General features: G+C 37.5%; 17 protein-coding genes. 7 read left to right on the top strand and 10 right to left on the bottom strand.

The features are described 5' to 3' along the window. The first annotated feature begins 111 nt into the window (after nt 1-111). Genes F7984_RS05630 through F7984_RS05615 form a run of 4 tightly spaced genes read left to right on the top strand, consistent with a single transcriptional unit; the run spans nt 112 to nt 3107 of the window. Nucleotides 112-1242 (top strand): helix-turn-helix domain-containing protein, encoded by a 1131-nt coding sequence (locus F7984_RS05630; protein ID WP_140461214.1) that lies wholly within the window; start codon nt 112-114, stop codon nt 1240-1242. Continuing rightward, a complete protein-coding gene (locus F7984_RS05625; RefSeq protein ID WP_066101089.1) occupies nt 1235-1438 on the top strand; it encodes a PLDc N-terminal domain-containing protein in 204 nt (67 codons plus the stop codon). Before F7984_RS05630 ends, F7984_RS05625 begins: the two co-directional genes overlap by 8 nt. Beyond that, nucleotides 1438-2340 carry an ABC transporter ATP-binding protein gene (locus tag F7984_RS05620; protein ID WP_140461656.1) on the top strand — a complete coding sequence of 301 codons (903 nt, stop codon included), beginning with the start codon at nt 1438-1440 and terminating at the stop codon, nt 2338-2340. Before F7984_RS05625 ends, F7984_RS05620 begins: the two co-directional genes overlap by 1 nt. Beyond that, nucleotides 2337-3107 (top strand): ABC transporter permease, encoded by a 771-nt coding sequence (locus tag F7984_RS05615; protein WP_140461213.1) that lies wholly within the window; start codon nt 2337-2339, stop codon nt 3105-3107. Before F7984_RS05620 ends, F7984_RS05615 begins: the two co-directional genes overlap by 4 nt. Before the next feature lie 88 nt (nt 3108-3195). On the opposite strand, the gene F7984_RS05610 is transcribed toward F7984_RS05615, so the two are convergent. From F7984_RS05610 to F7984_RS05590, 5 genes are all read right to left on the bottom strand, one after another. Continuing rightward, a complete protein-coding gene (locus F7984_RS05610) occupies nt 3196-3792 on the bottom strand; it encodes a DedA family protein (RefSeq protein ID WP_140461212.1) in 597 nt (198 codons plus the stop codon). Between the two features lie 44 nt (nt 3793-3836). Then, nucleotides 3837-4835 (bottom strand): glycosyltransferase family 2 protein, encoded by a 999-nt coding sequence (locus F7984_RS05605; protein ID WP_140461211.1) that lies wholly within the window; start codon nt 4833-4835, stop codon nt 3837-3839. Between the two features lie 14 nt (nt 4836-4849). Next, nucleotides 4850-6538, bottom strand: coding sequence for a DUF6044 family protein (locus F7984_RS05600; RefSeq protein WP_140461210.1), 1689 nt, complete (start codon nt 6536-6538; stop codon nt 4850-4852). Nucleotides 6539-6864: 326 nt separating this feature from the next. Then, a complete protein-coding gene (locus F7984_RS05595) occupies nt 6865-7647 on the bottom strand; it encodes an HAD family hydrolase (RefSeq protein ID WP_140461209.1) in 783 nt (260 codons plus the stop codon). A gap of 120 nt (nt 7648-7767) precedes the next feature. Next, nucleotides 7768-9129 carry an aspartate kinase gene (locus F7984_RS05590; protein ID WP_140461208.1) on the bottom strand — a complete coding sequence of 454 codons (1362 nt, stop codon included), beginning with the start codon at nt 9127-9129 and terminating at the stop codon, nt 7768-7770. A 338-nt stretch (nt 9130-9467) separates the two neighbouring features. On the opposite strand from F7984_RS05590, the gene F7984_RS18910 reads away from it, so the two are divergent. Beyond that, a complete protein-coding gene (locus F7984_RS18910) occupies nt 9468-9644 on the top strand; it encodes a hypothetical protein (protein ID WP_181161981.1) in 177 nt (58 codons plus the stop codon). Between the two features lie 97 nt (nt 9645-9741). Here F7984_RS18910 and pnuC read toward each other — a convergent pair whose 3' ends face one another. From pnuC to F7984_RS05570, 4 genes are all read right to left on the bottom strand, one after another. Beyond that, the gene (pnuC, locus tag F7984_RS05585) at nt 9742-10359 is read right to left on the bottom strand and encodes a nicotinamide riboside transporter PnuC (protein WP_192796834.1); all 618 of its coding nucleotides are present in this window, start codon (nt 10357-10359) and stop codon (nt 9742-9744) included. Between the two features lie 55 nt (nt 10360-10414). Then, on the bottom strand, nt 10415-11536 hold the full coding sequence (locus F7984_RS05580) for an AAA family ATPase (protein WP_140461206.1): 1122 nt from the start codon (nt 11534-11536) through the stop codon (nt 10415-10417). A gap of 317 nt (nt 11537-11853) precedes the next feature. Further along, on the bottom strand, nt 11854-12384 hold the full coding sequence (locus tag F7984_RS05575; RefSeq protein WP_140461205.1) for a tetratricopeptide repeat protein: 531 nt from the start codon (nt 12382-12384) through the stop codon (nt 11854-11856). A 210-nt stretch (nt 12385-12594) separates the two neighbouring features. Then, the gene (locus F7984_RS05570) at nt 12595-13131 is read right to left on the bottom strand and encodes an RNA 2'-phosphotransferase (protein ID WP_140461204.1); all 537 of its coding nucleotides are present in this window, start codon (nt 13129-13131) and stop codon (nt 12595-12597) included. A gap of 209 nt (nt 13132-13340) precedes the next feature. Here F7984_RS05570 and F7984_RS05565 point away from each other — a divergent pair, with 209 nt between their 5' ends. Beyond that, nucleotides 13341-14069 (top strand): NAD-dependent protein deacylase, encoded by a 729-nt coding sequence (locus F7984_RS05565; RefSeq protein ID WP_066101123.1) that lies wholly within the window; start codon nt 13341-13343, stop codon nt 14067-14069. Between the two features lie 191 nt (nt 14070-14260). Continuing rightward, a complete protein-coding gene (locus F7984_RS05560; protein ID WP_140461203.1) occupies nt 14261-14596 on the top strand; it encodes a L,D-transpeptidase in 336 nt (111 codons plus the stop codon). 189 nt (nt 14597-14785) lie between these two features. Here F7984_RS05560 and F7984_RS05555 read toward each other — a convergent pair whose 3' ends face one another. Continuing rightward, nucleotides 14786-15349 (bottom strand): NAD(P)/FAD-dependent oxidoreductase, encoded by a 564-nt coding sequence (locus tag F7984_RS05555; protein WP_140461202.1) that lies wholly within the window; start codon nt 15347-15349, stop codon nt 14786-14788. Nucleotides 15350-15453: the final 104 nt, after the last annotated feature.

The raw sequence follows: 15453 nt of genomic DNA, 5'->3' as shown, positions 1-15453 counted from the left end.
TGACTGTTTAACGTAAAGTTTCTCGTTAGTTGATTTTGTATCGAAAAATATCGTATTGCTCCATTTAGCTTTACAGCATCTATGGTTACAATAGTTATAGGAGGTAGTTGTATGTACTCATTAAATTTTTCACATAACCTTGCTAAACTGCGCCGTAAAAAGAAACTCACCCAAAAGGAATTAGCGGATTTTATCGGTGTTACGAAGGCATCCGTATCTAAATGGGAAAATAAACAGAGCTTGCCGGACATCTTACTATTACCCCAGCTCGCATCTTTTCTAGATGTAAGTATAGATGAATTGCTGGGCTATGAAGCACAGTTGAGTCGGGAACAAATCCAAAAGCTATATGTGGAGCTTGCTTCTGACTATACAAGACTGCCCTTTAATGAAGTGATGAATAAATCACGAGAACTGGTTCGCCGCTATTATTCCTGTTATTCCTTTTTACTCCAGATCTGCATCCTTTGGCTGAACCATTTTCCTCTTGCAAAGGACCATGATGAGCAACAAAGAATTTTGCACGAAGCTGTAACACTTTGTGAGCATATAGAGGAAAATTGTAAAGTAATAGATATTTGTAATGATGCTATCACTGTGAAAGCTGTATTCAACCTCCAACTCGGTAAAGCTGAAGAAGTCATTGAAGCATTGGAGATGATAGCAGATCCAACTCGCATCTATCACCAAAGTGATTCAATTTTGGCACAGGCCTATCTGACCGTCGGGGATTTAGACAAAGCCAAAAGCTATACACAAATCAATATGTATCTACATGTGATATCGCTGATTACAACTGCGGTCCAATACCTAGCCATTCATATGGATGACCCTGCAGTATGTGAAAAAACGATTAAAAAAACAGAGGGATTGATTCGGCTATATGATTTAAACAACCTGCATCCCAATAGCGCAGCACAATTTTTCTATCAGGCAGCACTTGTCTATATCACACATGGAGAAAAAGAAAAGGCGCTGGGAATGCTAAATCAATATGTTCAGGTAGTTCGAGTGCTTTTTACCCATGAGCACGCGTTGCTCCACGGCGATGCTTATTTTGACAGGCTGGATGAATGGATTAGCAAACTTGACCTAGGAGCATCACCGCCACGAAATATGCGCCTTGTGGCAAAAAGTGTACTGGAGTCTTTTAAGCATCCATTATTGACAGCACTTCAGGACAATCTAGAATTTAAGAGAATACAAAGAGAACTTACGGAAGGAGTGAAATATTATGAATGAAGTTAAAGAATTCTTACCCTTTATTATTCCTTTGGTTATTGCAGAATTTACATTGCTGGGTTATACCATCCATCATATTTTGACACATAATACCTATAAGCGCGGCAGTCGTACCATGTGGCTAGTTATCGTGATAATCGGCATGCAATTCATAGGACCTATTCTGTATTTCCTGCTTGGAAAAGAGGATGAATGATGAATATGTTAACTTTATCTCATGTAAAAAAGCGGTTTGGAGATAAAACAGTATTAGAGGATGTCACTTTTTCTGTACCGGAGCATACTGTTTTTGGTTTTGTGGGTCAGAATGGCGCTGGGAAAACTACGACTATGAAAATTATTCTTGGCTTGCTGGAGGCAAACAGCGGGGAGATTACTGTTGGCGGAGAAAAGGTTCGCTACGGCGATACTCCCACAAATCGGCTTATTGGATATTTACCTGATGTACCTGAGTTTTATTCTTTTATGACTCCTAAAGAATATTTGCATTTTTGCGGTGAGCTCACAGGGATGTCATCTTCGAGTATCAAGGCTCGTACAACGGAGCTTCTGGAGCTTGTGGGACTCTCCAATGAGAAACGGCGAATCAAAGGTTTTTCACGCGGCATGAAGCAACGGCTCGGAATTGCACAAGCGCTTTTCAACCGACCTAGACTGTTGATTTGCGATGAACCGACCTCCTCTCTCGATCCTGTTGGAAGAAGGGAAATTCTAGATATTCTTACCGCAGCAAAGGAACATACAACTATTCTCTTTTCCACGCATATTCTTTCCGATGTTGAGCGTATATGTGATGAGGTCGCATTCCTTCACGAAGGACAAATCGTATTGCAGGAATCAATGGAGAAGTTAAAAAGAGAACATGCAAGCATCGGGTATGAAATTGAGTTGGAGTATCCAGAAGATACGGCAAAACTGCTTTTAGCTTTTCCAAGCATCAAAAAAAGCAATGAAAATCATCTATTGCTGGAGCGAGCTGATCAGGTACAGACAGAAGCTGTCTTACGTTTTATCTTGGAGCATCATATTCCTTTCCGCCGTTTCGAAAAGCAGGAGCTATCGCTGGAATCTCTGTTTATGGAGGTCGTCAGTAAATGAAATCTTTTCTAGCTTTTTTCAAAAAAGAGTGGATGGAATGGAGTCGAACAGGACGAGTGCTCATTCTACTGCTAGTATTTGTACTTTTCGGGATTATGAATCCAGCTATAGCAAAGATAACTCCATGGATGATGGAGATGATGGCAGACTCTTTGGAGGGAACAGGCCTTGTCGTTACAGAGGTTACTGTAGATGCCTTGACCTCCTGGACACAATTTTATAAAAACATTCCAATAGCACTGATTATTTTTATACTGATGTGCAGTGGATCCTTTACTTCAGAATATCAAAAAGGAACACTCATCCCTGTTCTGACAAAGGGTCTCTCGCGCTGGAAATTCGTTATCGCAAAGAGCATGATGATATTTATATCGTGGACAGCTTGCTATTGGATTTGCTTTGGTATTACTTATGCTTATAATGCTTTTTATTGGGATAATAGCATCGCCATGTACACTAGCTTTGCAGCAATGTGTTACTGGCTTTTCGGGCTTTGGGTGTTATCATTTATGGTTCTGTTTTCTACACTATCCTCTAGTAATACCACTGTTTTACTCGGAACTGGGGGTACTGTACTGGCAGTTTATCTCATCGGACTTTTCCCAAAGCTAGAATCTCTCACACCGATGAAGCTAACCGAAGCCATGAGTCTCCTGACAGGGCTCAAAGCACCGGGAGAGTATGTCACGCCGATTGCAATATCTGTCGGCATGGTCGGAATATGCCTAGCTGTTGCGGTTACGATTTTCAAAACAAAAAAGATATAAGATATGTTAAAACAGAAGCCGCTGTCAGTTCATCCTAACAGCGGCTTCTGTTTCTCTACATTATAATGAACAATATGTAAAATATTTTTTAAGAGCTAACTTTACTTCTCGCAGGAGAGAACCAATTTTTCCATGCAAGTACTACGATGAAAATCAAGAAAAAAATGACCGCAATGAAGCTTAAATACTTGAGACCAATCATATTTCCGAAATAAAATCCAATCGTCATATAAAGGGTTGTCCATAGTAAGCTTGCTAAAAATGCGAGTGAGAAAAATTTTGCATATGGTAATTCACGTGTTCCTGACATATAGGGAGTTAGCTGTCTAAGTCCCGGTAAAAAATATCCTATAACAACCATTTTATTTTCAAATTGATCAAACCTAGTATGCATACTCTGCCAGCGTTTCGGTGTGATTTTCACTAGATTTCCATACTTCTGGATGATGGATGTCCCAAGCTTCCTTCCAATCATATAGGTAAAAAACATACCCATATTAGCACCCAATAGTGCAGCGCAGATGGCCCATAGAAAATTAAGGTTTTGTTCAGCAATGACAGCACCGATAAAAATAACAAATGTTTCTTCAGGTGCAGGAATTCCTATAATCCCGCAAAATAAAACTAAGATAATCACCCAGTATCCATACAGCTGTATATAATATGTAATAGCATCAAGCGTCATGTAGTTTCCTTCCTGTTTTCAAACCAATGATACATATATTCCTGTTAGCGAGATTTATATTGATTTTTCTGGTTCGCCTGGTCTTTTTGATCTTCAGTATAGTTGTCCACATCAATGGCATAAATCGGCCTTTGTTTAACCTCTTTAAAAATCTTGCCAATGTATTCACCCACTATTCCAATACCAATCAACTGCAAGCCACCAATGATCCACAGAGAAATCATGATGGAAGTCCAGCCAGATTGTGTATTCCCCAGTGTTTTTTGAATCAGAGCATAGCTGCCTGCGACCACACTGATAAATAGCGTCAAAAAGCCAATGTAGGTAACACAGCGTATCGGCGCAACACTAAAGGAGGTAATCCCATCAAGCGCAAAAGAAATCATTTTCTTTAACGGATATTTAGACTCTCCCGCTTCTCTTTCCTTCCGATCATAAAAGACTTCAGCGGAGGAAAAGCCAATCATTGGAATCATACCTCTTAAGAATAAATTCCGTTCCTTATATTTTAAGAGTTCTCCCAATGCACGCTTGCTCATTAATCTAAAATCTGCATGATTAGGAATTAACTTGATTCCCAATCTACCCATCATACGATAAAAGCTAAGCGCTGTAGTCCGCTTGAATATAGTATCCTTCTTTCGCTGATCTCGAACTCCATAGACAATATCGTATCCCTGATTGTATTTTTCAACCATCTCTTTTATGACCTGAATGTCATCCTGTAAATCAGCATCGATGGAGATAACACAATCGGAATGCTTTTGGGCCGTTGCCAGACCAGCGAGCAATGCATTTTGATGACCCACATTGCCCGCTAATTTCAGACCCTTGACTAACCTATTCTGTACACTCTCCATTTGTATTAAATCCCAAGTATCATCAACACTGCCATCATCCACAAATAAAATAGCACTTCTTTCTGAGATTACACCGGAGTCCAATAACTCTTTTAGAATGGATGAAAGCTCTTCAGATGTTTTAGATAATACTTCCTGTTCATTGTAACAAGGCACAACGATTGTTAATACAGGCAGATTCATTATGAGTAACTCCTTTACATGACATGATATAGATAGATCTTCCACGCTGAATCTTCATGATCAAAAACATCCATCAATTCAAGGTTATTCTCATCTGCATTCACAATAGGTACAGCTGAGATTATATATTGACCACCCATTTCTTTCAGTACCTTCGTATTCAACTCTAAATTTTTTATTGTTTTGGATGAATTTTTTTCGTAATCATATTTCTTACCAAGCTCATCCACGAAAATATAACAACGCCCGCCCCATTTATCAAAATATTTTTTAAGCTGAGCGTTCTTATCCAGCTCCTTCTCAATAATTTCTCGAAACTGATGCTTGTACGCCAATGGATAGTAATTGTTATACGTATCCAAAGTATAAAAGCCATTATATTGAGCAATAGCAGGATGTAATCCTATACTTACCACTCTGTACGTATCCTGAGGTTTTCCAATATAATCTTTAATCTCAGTAAATTGGTCAACAGCATAAAACTCCTTAAAAGTCGGTGCATCTAGCCTTCCATAATACACTTCCGGATTGTACATAAATAAGACAAGCAGCTGAGCGATAATGACTCCTTTTGAAAATAGCCTCCATCCCCCTCCATTTTTCCAAAGAATACGGCAGGACAGGGCAAACAATAAGTACAAAACTAATGGTCTCAGGAAATGAAAACGGGCAAAGTTAAAATTATTTAAAAGTGAAATTTGTTCTTTCAAGGATGCCCATCCCTCATAAAACCAAAACGCATACCATGCAGACAAAATAAAATTCAAGATAAACAGCTGAACATAGCGTTTCTCACTTTTCCAAAGCTTATTCCGATAAATAAACCATAAAGCTATAAATGACACAGGCAAAATAATATATTGATGAAGCGTTAATACATGATTATGTCCAATTATGTAATTTTTAAATATCAGACGGACAGATCGCGCAAATCCTAATGCAGAGCTGAAATATTCATCCCGGCTGTTTGGCTCTTCAGGAAATACCAAAGAATAAACCAAGCGATATTCGATCAACAGGTAAATAAAAGTCATTAAAGCAATACTTCCGAAGAATTTCCAATTAGGGTCTTTTTTCTTGATCCAGTCATAAAGCCAAAGCAATCCCATAGCCACCAGGAAGAAAAAGAACCCTAGTACAAAGCTTGAATAAAAAGGCAAAAGGATTAGAATGAGCCAATCCGTCCATTTACTATCTCTGCCTCTAATATTTAAAAATGCATACAAGGCTAATGGATGCCCCAATGTGGCAAGCATTCCGGATGGCCAAAAAGGAGTCAAAGCAAAGGCCAATGCAACGAATACACGTATAAAGTCATGTTCCTCTTTTCTAACAAAATGCTTTTTAAGTAAGAGATACATTCCTATAAACGCAAAGATTCTAGTAATCGCCTGACTGATTGAATATGCCGTCATGGATGGTAATAAATAATGGAGCCATTCAATTCCGCTGAATTCAGTTCCAATTGAATTCCTCGGCAAACCATTAATGATTTGTGGAATAGTCTCATTTATCGGTCCAAACAGCATTTGATTATCCTTGAGAACCTTATACCAAGCGATATTGGAATCTAAGTTATCATGCACCCGTATATGAGAATCTTCACCAAGTATAAACATCGGAGCCAAATAAATGATTAACAACACCAGCGCAGCTATCAATAACTTAGTATCCTCAGTCCATTTATTTCTTAATTCCCCCACTGCTATACACCGACTTTTCAAGATATATTTAAATCAACCCACCAATAATTGTAAAATTACAATGTACTCATGGTAGCTATTTATATATCCCATGTCAAGGAGCTATTGGGTCAATATGGATATTATAAATCTTCACTCTCAATCTTTTTTTATGTAATGTAAACTAGGTAGTTTTCAAATATAGGCTCATTGTTGTAAGTAAAGGCAAATCATCATTACGAAAACAGCCAAAAATAAAAAACCAATTCAACCTGGGGTTTTTAACCCCTTAAGGATGAATTGGTCTCCGCGACACTTCGTGAAATTCTCTCACAAGATGTTCATAGTTATATTTCCTTCAGCAATGGTAGTAAATCTGCCAGTTTCTTAATCTCATAGGTAGGCTTCACTTGATCCGTTACTTTATGATGGCGGTTTACCCAAACAGATTTTATTCCTGCACGATTGGCACCGAGAATATCCGTCATCAGATTATCTCCAACCATCAGGACTTCTTTTTTTTCAACCTCTAATAACTCTACAGCATGTTCAAAGAGTTCAGGAGCCGGCTTACCTTGTCCAAAATCCCCAGAAATGACAATATGATCGAAATAAGGAGCTATTTCAGGTGTTATTTCCAGCTTTGTTGTTTGCAATTGCGGGGAGCCATTTGTCAGTAAAAGAAGTTTAACACATCCCTTTAATTGGTCCAGCACTTCAAAGGTATCCTCATAAATAAAGGGATGTTTTCTTCTTTCTTCAGGAAACTTTTCTGCTAATTCGTGTCCTAAATCTGCATCCTCTATTCCCAATGCTTTCAACCCATTCGTCCACGCATCCTTGCGATAGAGCGGCATGATTTGAGCCATCTTTTGAAATTGCTCATGGTTGTCCTGAAAATCGCCCCATAACCCCTCAAATGGATTTATCCCAATCATTTTTGTAAAAGCGAATGTTTCATAGGAGCTGTATAGCTTAGTGGCTTCCTTTCTAACTGATTCTTCTAGCTCCACTGGATCAATCTGATATTTGTTCATAGCCACCCGGCAGGTTACTCTGAAGGCTTCCTGAACACTTTTTTGATCCCATAACAATGTATCATCGAGGTCAAACATGATTGCCTTTACCATATCGATTCCTCCGTCCCAGCATCAACAGCTCCGGTTAGTATCCTATTTAATATAGAAATGTTTAGTTCTTTCGTAAATGACATCATGAAACATTTCTATAATTGGATTTACCACTTTTCCTTACACGCTTACACTGGTAAAAAATTCATTGTAAAGAGCAGCCACTGCTCGATTTTCCTGAAGTTCTTTCACACCAAACATCATACTGACTTCAGAAGACCCTTGATTGATCATTTCGATATTAATGCCGGCATTTGCCAAAGCCTTGGATGCCCTGGCAACTGTACCAACATTCGAACGCATTCCCTCTCCCACAATCATAATCAAGGATAAATTGTGTTCAATTTTCACCTCGTCAGCCTCTAATTCATCTATAATCCGGTTCCTAATAATCCCTTCAAGATCAGAGTCCATTTGATTCTGTCTTAAAATGACAGTCAAATCATCAATTCCCGAAGGAACATGTTCATAGGACAACTTTAAATCTTCAAGGATTTGAAGAAGTTTACGTCCAAAGCCTATTTCTCTGTTCATTAAATATTTGCTAACATAAATGCTGCAAAAATCATTATCACTTGCAATACCGACAACCGGACCATTGGTTAACTCTTTTTTATTCACGATCATGGTACCAGGTGATAACGGATTATTCGTATTTTTAATATTTACTGGAATCCCTGCTTTAAAGGCGGGAATTAATGCTTCATCATGCAAAACACTAAAGCCTGCATAGGAAAGTTCACGCATTTCTCGATACGTTAATACACTGATTTCCTTTGGTTTATTAATAATCGTTGGATTAACAGAAAATACGGCATCAACATCTGTATAATTTTCGTATAAATCAGCTTTAACTGCATTAGCCAGAATCGAACCGGTAATATCCGATCCGCTCCTCGGAAATGTCATCACCTTTCCATCCGTTGTATAACCAAAGAATCCTGGAAATATGACAATTCCTTTTTTATTTCTTAAATGATATAGATTGGCATACGATTCTGCTAAAACCTGAGCATTGCCCGGCTCATCACTGACTATTAGTCCTGCCTCACGAGGATTTATGTATTCAGCCTCAACACCTTTGGCTTGGAAAAAAGCAGCTACCAATTTGGCATTATTGTCTTCTCCACTGGCTTTAACGGCATCCATAAACTGACCCTTATCGCTCAGGTCTCCATTCAGAATTTCCATTAAATCAGCTCTAATTCTTTCGACGACAGAGCCTGAAACGGATAAATCCTCTGCTATTAATCGGTATCGATCAATAACCATATCAAATAAATATTGATCACAAGCCCCATTTAACCAGCTTTCTCCACAGGCAATGAGTAAATCTGTCACTTTAGTATCGGATGAAAATCGTTTACCTGGTGCCGATACTACCACAATTTTACGCTGTGGATCTGATACGACAATCTCAAAAACTTTACTCAACTGCTCACCGGATGCAAGAGAAGTTCCCCCAAATTTCACTACTTTCATTCTGCATATCCCCTATGTTTTAATTTTTCAGATAATATTAACTATTATCACTTCTCAGCGCTAAAGTTTCAAGAGAAAATATAAAAAATTTCAAATAATATCCATCAGGACTTCCATTCTTTGAAAGAGTCTCATCATCAAAGAATTAGAATGGCAGGATGCCTCATGAAGGAGTAAATATTCTAGTTCGATCAATTTTTGATACCACGGAAATGAATTAATGGTACATTTTAAACTTGTCATTTTTAGGCACAAGTCGAAAGTATATTAAAAAAACAAGAGATCAGAAGGAAAAATATAGTAAAATAATTATAAAATATAGTTTGGAGGGTTAACTTATGATGGCAGCATCTTTATTAGGATTAATTTCTATATTGGTATACTTAGGTATTATCGTTTTTATTATTTATGTAGCACTTACTATCTTAAAGTTAATGAAACAAAAAAATGAATATCTAAAGGATATTCGTGATGAAATCAAGAAGAATAATAGCATCAATCATTTAAATCCATAATTTTGATACAGTCTTTGATTCTTTATATCTTGTACCAAAAGCAATAGAAGGACCGTCACTATGACTGACCCTTCTTTAAATTCTTGATTAGGAACTATTATTTTACTTCTTCTTTATTTAATTTACTCCAATTGTACCAACCGTAAATCGCATTGATTGTCCACGAAACATACATGGCAACCATAGACCACTGTCCAAGCATAATGAACATAACCAAACAAACAAGGTCAATTACAATCCATACGAGCCATTGTTCTCTATATCGTAATACCATGAGGATTTGAGCTACTATTGCCATTACATTAGTAAATGCATCATAGTAAGGCAGAGTATTACCGAGATAATTTTGTCCGATATAACCCAGTGCGATAGTACATATAACAATTAAGAAAGCTGTAATGATCATCTGCACTGACTTAAGACTTTTTGCTTTTACTTGCATTGTTTCCTCGGTCATATTCTTCTTCCAAATAAATACACCGAGAATACAAGTTACGAAGTAGAAAATATTTTCGAAGAACTCAAGATACAGCCCCAACCCCCATACGATATACATATAGGTTACAATCTGTATAAAGTTGAAGATATAAGACGACAGTTTGCCTTTCGCTGTCAAAACAACACAGATTACACCTGATACTCCGCAAATCATACCGATAGGAGAATCAGGAACAAAGTAATATACGATGATTTGAAGCAGTACCATACTTATCATAAATATTTTTTCAAAGAGATTATAACCGTTCCAAAATTCGTTTTTAAGATAATTTTTAATTCCTTCCATTTTCAATGATTCTTTTCACATCACTTACAATAGTTTTGAAGTTGTTCCAATAGCCCCCATTTAGAACCGTTACCTTGTCCCAATTTCCTGAACTTTTAATATTGTTGCAAAGTATGTTGAATAACTCATTGCGTTCCTCCATTCCAGAATGAGCCATAAATCGCTCGTGGTCATCCACAAACTCGCCACAAGGACATAGTAAATAAATTTTATCCCACCGACATTTTTTTGTGATTTCATCGGCCACTATAGCAACTTTTTCAAATTCTTCCTCTGTTAAGTCACATTGGCTGTCTCTGGAATACCCCTCTGCGTACATTCTTGTTACCATCGAGTCGGAGTCCGCAAAAAAGATTCCTTGATTGGAGGGTGAGTTAATTAATTTTTTATTGAGATTATACTGCCCTTCAAGAAAAGCCATATAGTCCGTCCCGTTTAATTCCCATTCGGCTATATTACTTTCTTGCATGTAGCCTCTTGCGAACTCATAACTGTATGGCGCATTGAAATATTTGCCCAGGTCGGCGGTTAATACTGATTTTCCTTCCGAAGCAGTACCGCATATAAGAATGTTTGTACTAAAAACTCTACGGAATGGATACGTTATTTTATCCCAATGCTTTATGGGGTTTTCCCTTATCATCGTTGCTGATATTGGAGTTAATGCAAGTCGGTCAACCAAGATTGCGGTTTCATTAAACTTTCCGTTTAAGTCCTCATGATAATTCCTATCCCCGACATACCAAATTCTATCGGTATCTGTAGGTGTTTCTACCGCCTTGCGATAAATAGTTTCAAACTCTTTAAGCCAACCATTCCAACCATTGGGATAGTTTTCAATACCAATTTCATTTTCATTGATTGCATATACAGCAACCAAATCATCATCCGAAAAAAACTCTCTCACGTAATGATATCGCATTTTATGAGGCATAAGTGGTTCACCTTTATCCCCGTCATATCCACATACAATGACAATGCAACCGCCGTCGTTTTCTTTTTTTGCTTGCATAATTAAATCCAAATGCCCTCGATGAAGCGGAGCGAATGATCCAAATACAATACCAACTTTTTTCCCTTTAAGGGGTTTTTGGTAGGAGTTTAACACTTTTCTTCTCCCTTCTTTTTATCCTTTAAATATAAAATGAAAAGAAACTACGCTCTCGACTGAACCTCTATTTCTCTCATAGTACTACATGTAAATTAGATGGCTCTTTATTTTATTATACTAAAATAATATTATGAAAGAGGTAAGATTTACTGAAGGCGTACAGTTATATCAGAGAAAAAGAAACACCAAAAAAGTAAGATACACATTTTGAGTGAATCCTCCTTTTTTCAATGCTTTCATATAGAATGTTTCTTCTAAGTAAAAAGGTTATATACAGTTAGCTTATTCAACCTATAGGATGAGGTAATTACGATTTAAGGATTGTCTAAATCTAAAGTTTCATCAAGGTGCTGGGCATAATAAGAAATACCACGCTTAAAGTACTGAAGTATTTCATCATTTGTAGTTTCCATTAAATTCATTAAGACAATTTCCATAGCCCTTTTATATTCCCCTGTATTATATAAAGCCATAGAATAAAAGACTTGTAGGGCTCGATGTTCAGGAAATTCAGTCACACCGCGGCGAAGGACGTCAACAGACTCTTTATAATGCCCCAAAATGCGGTAACTGCTTCCTAAACCAAGGAAACATCTTTGTAGATCAGAACCGGATAGACCTTGTTCAATTGCTTTAACATAGTAAGGAATTGCTTTGTTACATAACCCAGAATTATCATAGGCAATCCCAATCTGATAATTTATTTCTGCATTTTCCGGATCATTTTCTGATAGATTTAACAGAAGATTAAGTGCATGATTTAAAATAACCGGATCCTGTTTCTCACGACCATCTTCACGCAGCGCAATAGCATTATCCAGAAGTTCACGTGGATTTTTATTCATTTATTCCCACCTCATTGTTTCTTGTAATTTACAATCAGTCGCATTCCTTGTTCCCTACATTCGACAATATCGAATAAAACCCCTTTTTAGAAAAGTACTATTAGACCCAGATTTAGAGTCACGCAGAACAAAAAGGCAAGAAATATTTTGATGAGATTTTGTTAAGAGTTCTAGCTAACATGTTTACTAAATTACATCCCTCTTTTATTTTTACGGTTGCGCCTCCAAAAACTTAACGGGTACTGTTTTTGTTAACCAAACATGATTTTTTGAACGATAAAATACATATCCTTGTTTCATCATTTCACCACTTCGTACACGATACACAACCGGTCTCCCATGCCGTTTCCCTACATTGATTGCTGTTTCTTCATCAGATGATAGATGAACATATAAACGACTCTTTGGAATTAGTCCAATACGTTCAATGGATTCTGTATACTTTTCTCCCGTACCATGCCATAAAAACTCTGGTGGATCCACGATTTCCAGTTCTACATCAACCGAAATGGAATGTCCTTGATTAGCTCGAATAAGTGACTTGTCCTCATTAAAAGAGTATCTCTGCTTATCATCGGTTCGCACAATTTCCTCTAGGATGTTCATATCAAAAGGATATTTTTTAGAAATACCCTTAATCAATTCCTCGACATTCGCCCATCCATGCTCATCCAGGGTAATTCCAATGGATTCCGGTTTGTGACGAAGAATCAAACTCATAAACCTGCTCGCTTTAATTAAACTCATTTTTTGGGATCCTCCTTTATAACATAAAAATGAAAAGAGAATAGAAGCTCCATGTTCGAAGCTGATTCTCGATTATTCGAATAGTTTCTTCTATTTTCTCATATAATACATCGATTTTCGCGAAACCAATGATTTAGAATAGCTAATCGGCTCGTGATATAATGATGAATAATTATGTACAGAGGACCCTAAAACAGGAGGCAGGTATTTTGTCCAAACTAGTAACTTTATTAAAAGAATCTAACTACACCGTTATCTTCACTGGTGCAGGTTTTTCGACTGAAAGCGGGTTACCTGATTTCCGCTCAACTAATAACGGATTGTGGAAGAAGCAAGATCCAGGCACTATTGCCAGTACAGATGCACTTAATCAAAATGTCAAAGAGTTTTTTGAATTTTATCGCCAGCGTGTGGTAGGAGTGAAGGAACACGGCCCACATAAAGGCCATTCTATTCTCGCTAAATGGGAACGTGAAGGTATTATTCAAAGTATTATTACACAAAATGTAGATGGTTTCCACCAGGAAGCCGGCAGCAGTCGGGTAGCAGAGTTGCACGGAACCTTACAAAAGGTACATTGCCAAACATGCGGTAAGGAATATGGCAGTGAAATGTATTTAAATGAATCCTATCAATGTGAGTGTGGCGGCAAGCTTCGTCCATCCGTCATTTTATTTGGTGAAATGTTGCCTGAAAAACCATTCATGATGGCTGAGGCTGAAAGTGAAAAAGCAGACCTGTTTATTGTTCTCGGATCATCGTTATCAGTGACACCTGCTAATCAGTTCCCTTTAATTGCTAAGCAAAATGGTGCGAAACTGGTTATTATTAATTTAGAGCCTACTAATTTTGATTTTTATGCAGACCTCGTGATTAATGACCGTAAAGCCGGCGAACTTTTAGCTGAAATAGATGCCGAGTTAATTGAAAATTATTAATAGATTCAGGCCAATCTTTGAGAAGGAGATTGGCTTTTTTATATGCAGTTATCTTCCATCTCAGTACCTGAAAGCTGTACAAATTGCAACTAAACAAAAGGCTCTGTTCGTATATATTGCTGATAATGTCTATTAATTAACAAATCCCTATGTTACTTCATACAATATATTAAAAAATGGAGTTGTTATTTGTGGCGAGATGGATTGACATATCAACATCGAAACATCAATTAAAACTTTTTGATGGAAATAGGCTGATAAAAGCTTACCCAATTGCAGTTGGGAAAATATTATCACCAACACCTACTGGGACATACAAGATAATCAATAAACAACGTAATCCTGGAAGACAATTCGGAGTTCTTTGGATGGGTTTGTCAAAGCCTCATTACGGTATACATGGAACAAATACCCCAGCTTCAATCGGTAAGAATGTCTCACATGGTTGTATTAGGATGTTTAATCATGATGTTCTAGAATTATCATCTAGAGTACCAATTGGTACTAGGGTTGTTATTCATAAATGACTCTGTTAATCTAGCTCCTCTTACTGCATAATTTTGGTCAAATACGACATAAAAGCATCGCTTCTCTTATTCGCCTTAGTTGAATAAGAACGGGAATTCAAAAACGAACATAATCTACAAACAGAGTCAAACAAAAAAACGACCCACTCATGAGCCGTAACGATATCATTCAACTATTATTCATTTAATTTAAGATTTTAGAATATCATGGTCAACATAACGTTCCCCATTCAGAGAACTGATTACATTTATCGCGACTCTTGCTCCGTCCCCTGCTGTTATAATTGTATGCATGCTCACACCAGCAACTGTGCCGGCTGCCCAGACATGATCAAGATAGGTTTTACCGGAATCATCGACATCAATTACTTTTTTAATACGTGGTTCAGTACCGTCCTTTGTTTTGATGCCTGAAGCTTCAGCGAGGTCAACTAACATACCGGAAGCCAAGATCACTTCACTTGCCATATAGTTGGATTCTTCTGTTTGAATCATCACTCCATCATTTTCCACTTCGATTTTTTCAGCGGTTGCAACCTTGAATTCAGCGCCAAATTTCTCCGCCTGTTTTTTACCGATTGCAATAAGGTCAGGTCCGCTGATTTCTTCTACACCATAATGATTTTCAATCCAGGCACGTTTAGTGACACTTTTATCATTATCCAAAACCAACGTTTTTTTACCTGCTTTTGCAGTGAATAATGCAGCACTCGCACCACTTGGACCTGCTCCAATAACTATAACATCATACATTTCCTCAAACCTCCCCAGCCTGTTATGAATTCCACCTTTATTATAACGGAAATAATTACCAATTTCTATTGAAGTGATTTTGGATACCTGACCAATCGTTCTAG

The sequence above is a fragment of the Pradoshia sp. D12 genome (genome assembly GCF_008935075.1).
Classification (GTDB): domain Bacteria; phylum Bacillota; class Bacilli; order Bacillales; family Pradoshiaceae; genus Pradoshia.
Note: the sequence above shows the minus strand (reverse complement) of the source record. Positions and strands in the feature narration are given on the sequence as shown.

Bases quoted from the DNA above. Each gene is read 5' to 3' on its own strand.
- F7984_RS05620 (WP_140461656.1), top strand. From the start codon at position 1,438: ATGAATATGTTAACTTTATCTCATGTAAAAAAGCGGTTTGGAGATAAA.
- F7984_RS05555 (WP_140461202.1), bottom strand. From the start codon at position 15,349: ATGTATGATGTTATAGTTATTGGAGCAGGTCCAAGTGGTGCGAGTGCT.
- F7984_RS18910 (WP_181161981.1), top strand. From the start codon at position 9,468: ATGATGGCAGCATCTTTATTAGGATTAATTTCTATATTGGTATACTTA.
- F7984_RS05595 (WP_140461209.1), bottom strand. From the start codon at position 7,647: ATGGTAAAGGCAATCATGTTTGACCTCGATGATACATTGTTATGGGAT.
- F7984_RS05570 (WP_140461204.1), bottom strand. From the start codon at position 13,131: ATGAGTTTAATTAAAGCGAGCAGGTTTATGAGTTTGATTCTTCGTCAC.
- F7984_RS05625 (WP_066101089.1), top strand. From the start codon at position 1,235: ATGAATGAAGTTAAAGAATTCTTACCCTTTATTATTCCTTTGGTTATT.
- F7984_RS05615 (WP_140461213.1), top strand. From the start codon at position 2,337: ATGAAATCTTTTCTAGCTTTTTTCAAAAAAGAGTGGATGGAATGGAGT.
- F7984_RS05605 (WP_140461211.1), bottom strand. From the start codon at position 4,835: ATGAATCTGCCTGTATTAACAATCGTTGTGCCTTGTTACAATGAACAG.
- F7984_RS05610 (WP_140461212.1), bottom strand. From the start codon at position 3,792: ATGACGCTTGATGCTATTACATATTATATACAGCTGTATGGATACTGG.
- F7984_RS05630 (WP_140461214.1), top strand. From the start codon at position 112: ATGTACTCATTAAATTTTTCACATAACCTTGCTAAACTGCGCCGTAAA.
- F7984_RS05590 (WP_140461208.1), bottom strand. From the start codon at position 9,129: ATGAAAGTAGTGAAATTTGGGGGAACTTCTCTTGCATCCGGTGAGCAG.
- pnuC (WP_192796834.1), bottom strand. From the start codon at position 10,359: ATGATAAGTATGGTACTGCTTCAAATCATCGTATATTACTTTGTTCCT.
- F7984_RS05575 (WP_140461205.1), bottom strand. From the start codon at position 12,384: ATGAATAAAAATCCACGTGAACTTCTGGATAATGCTATTGCGCTGCGT.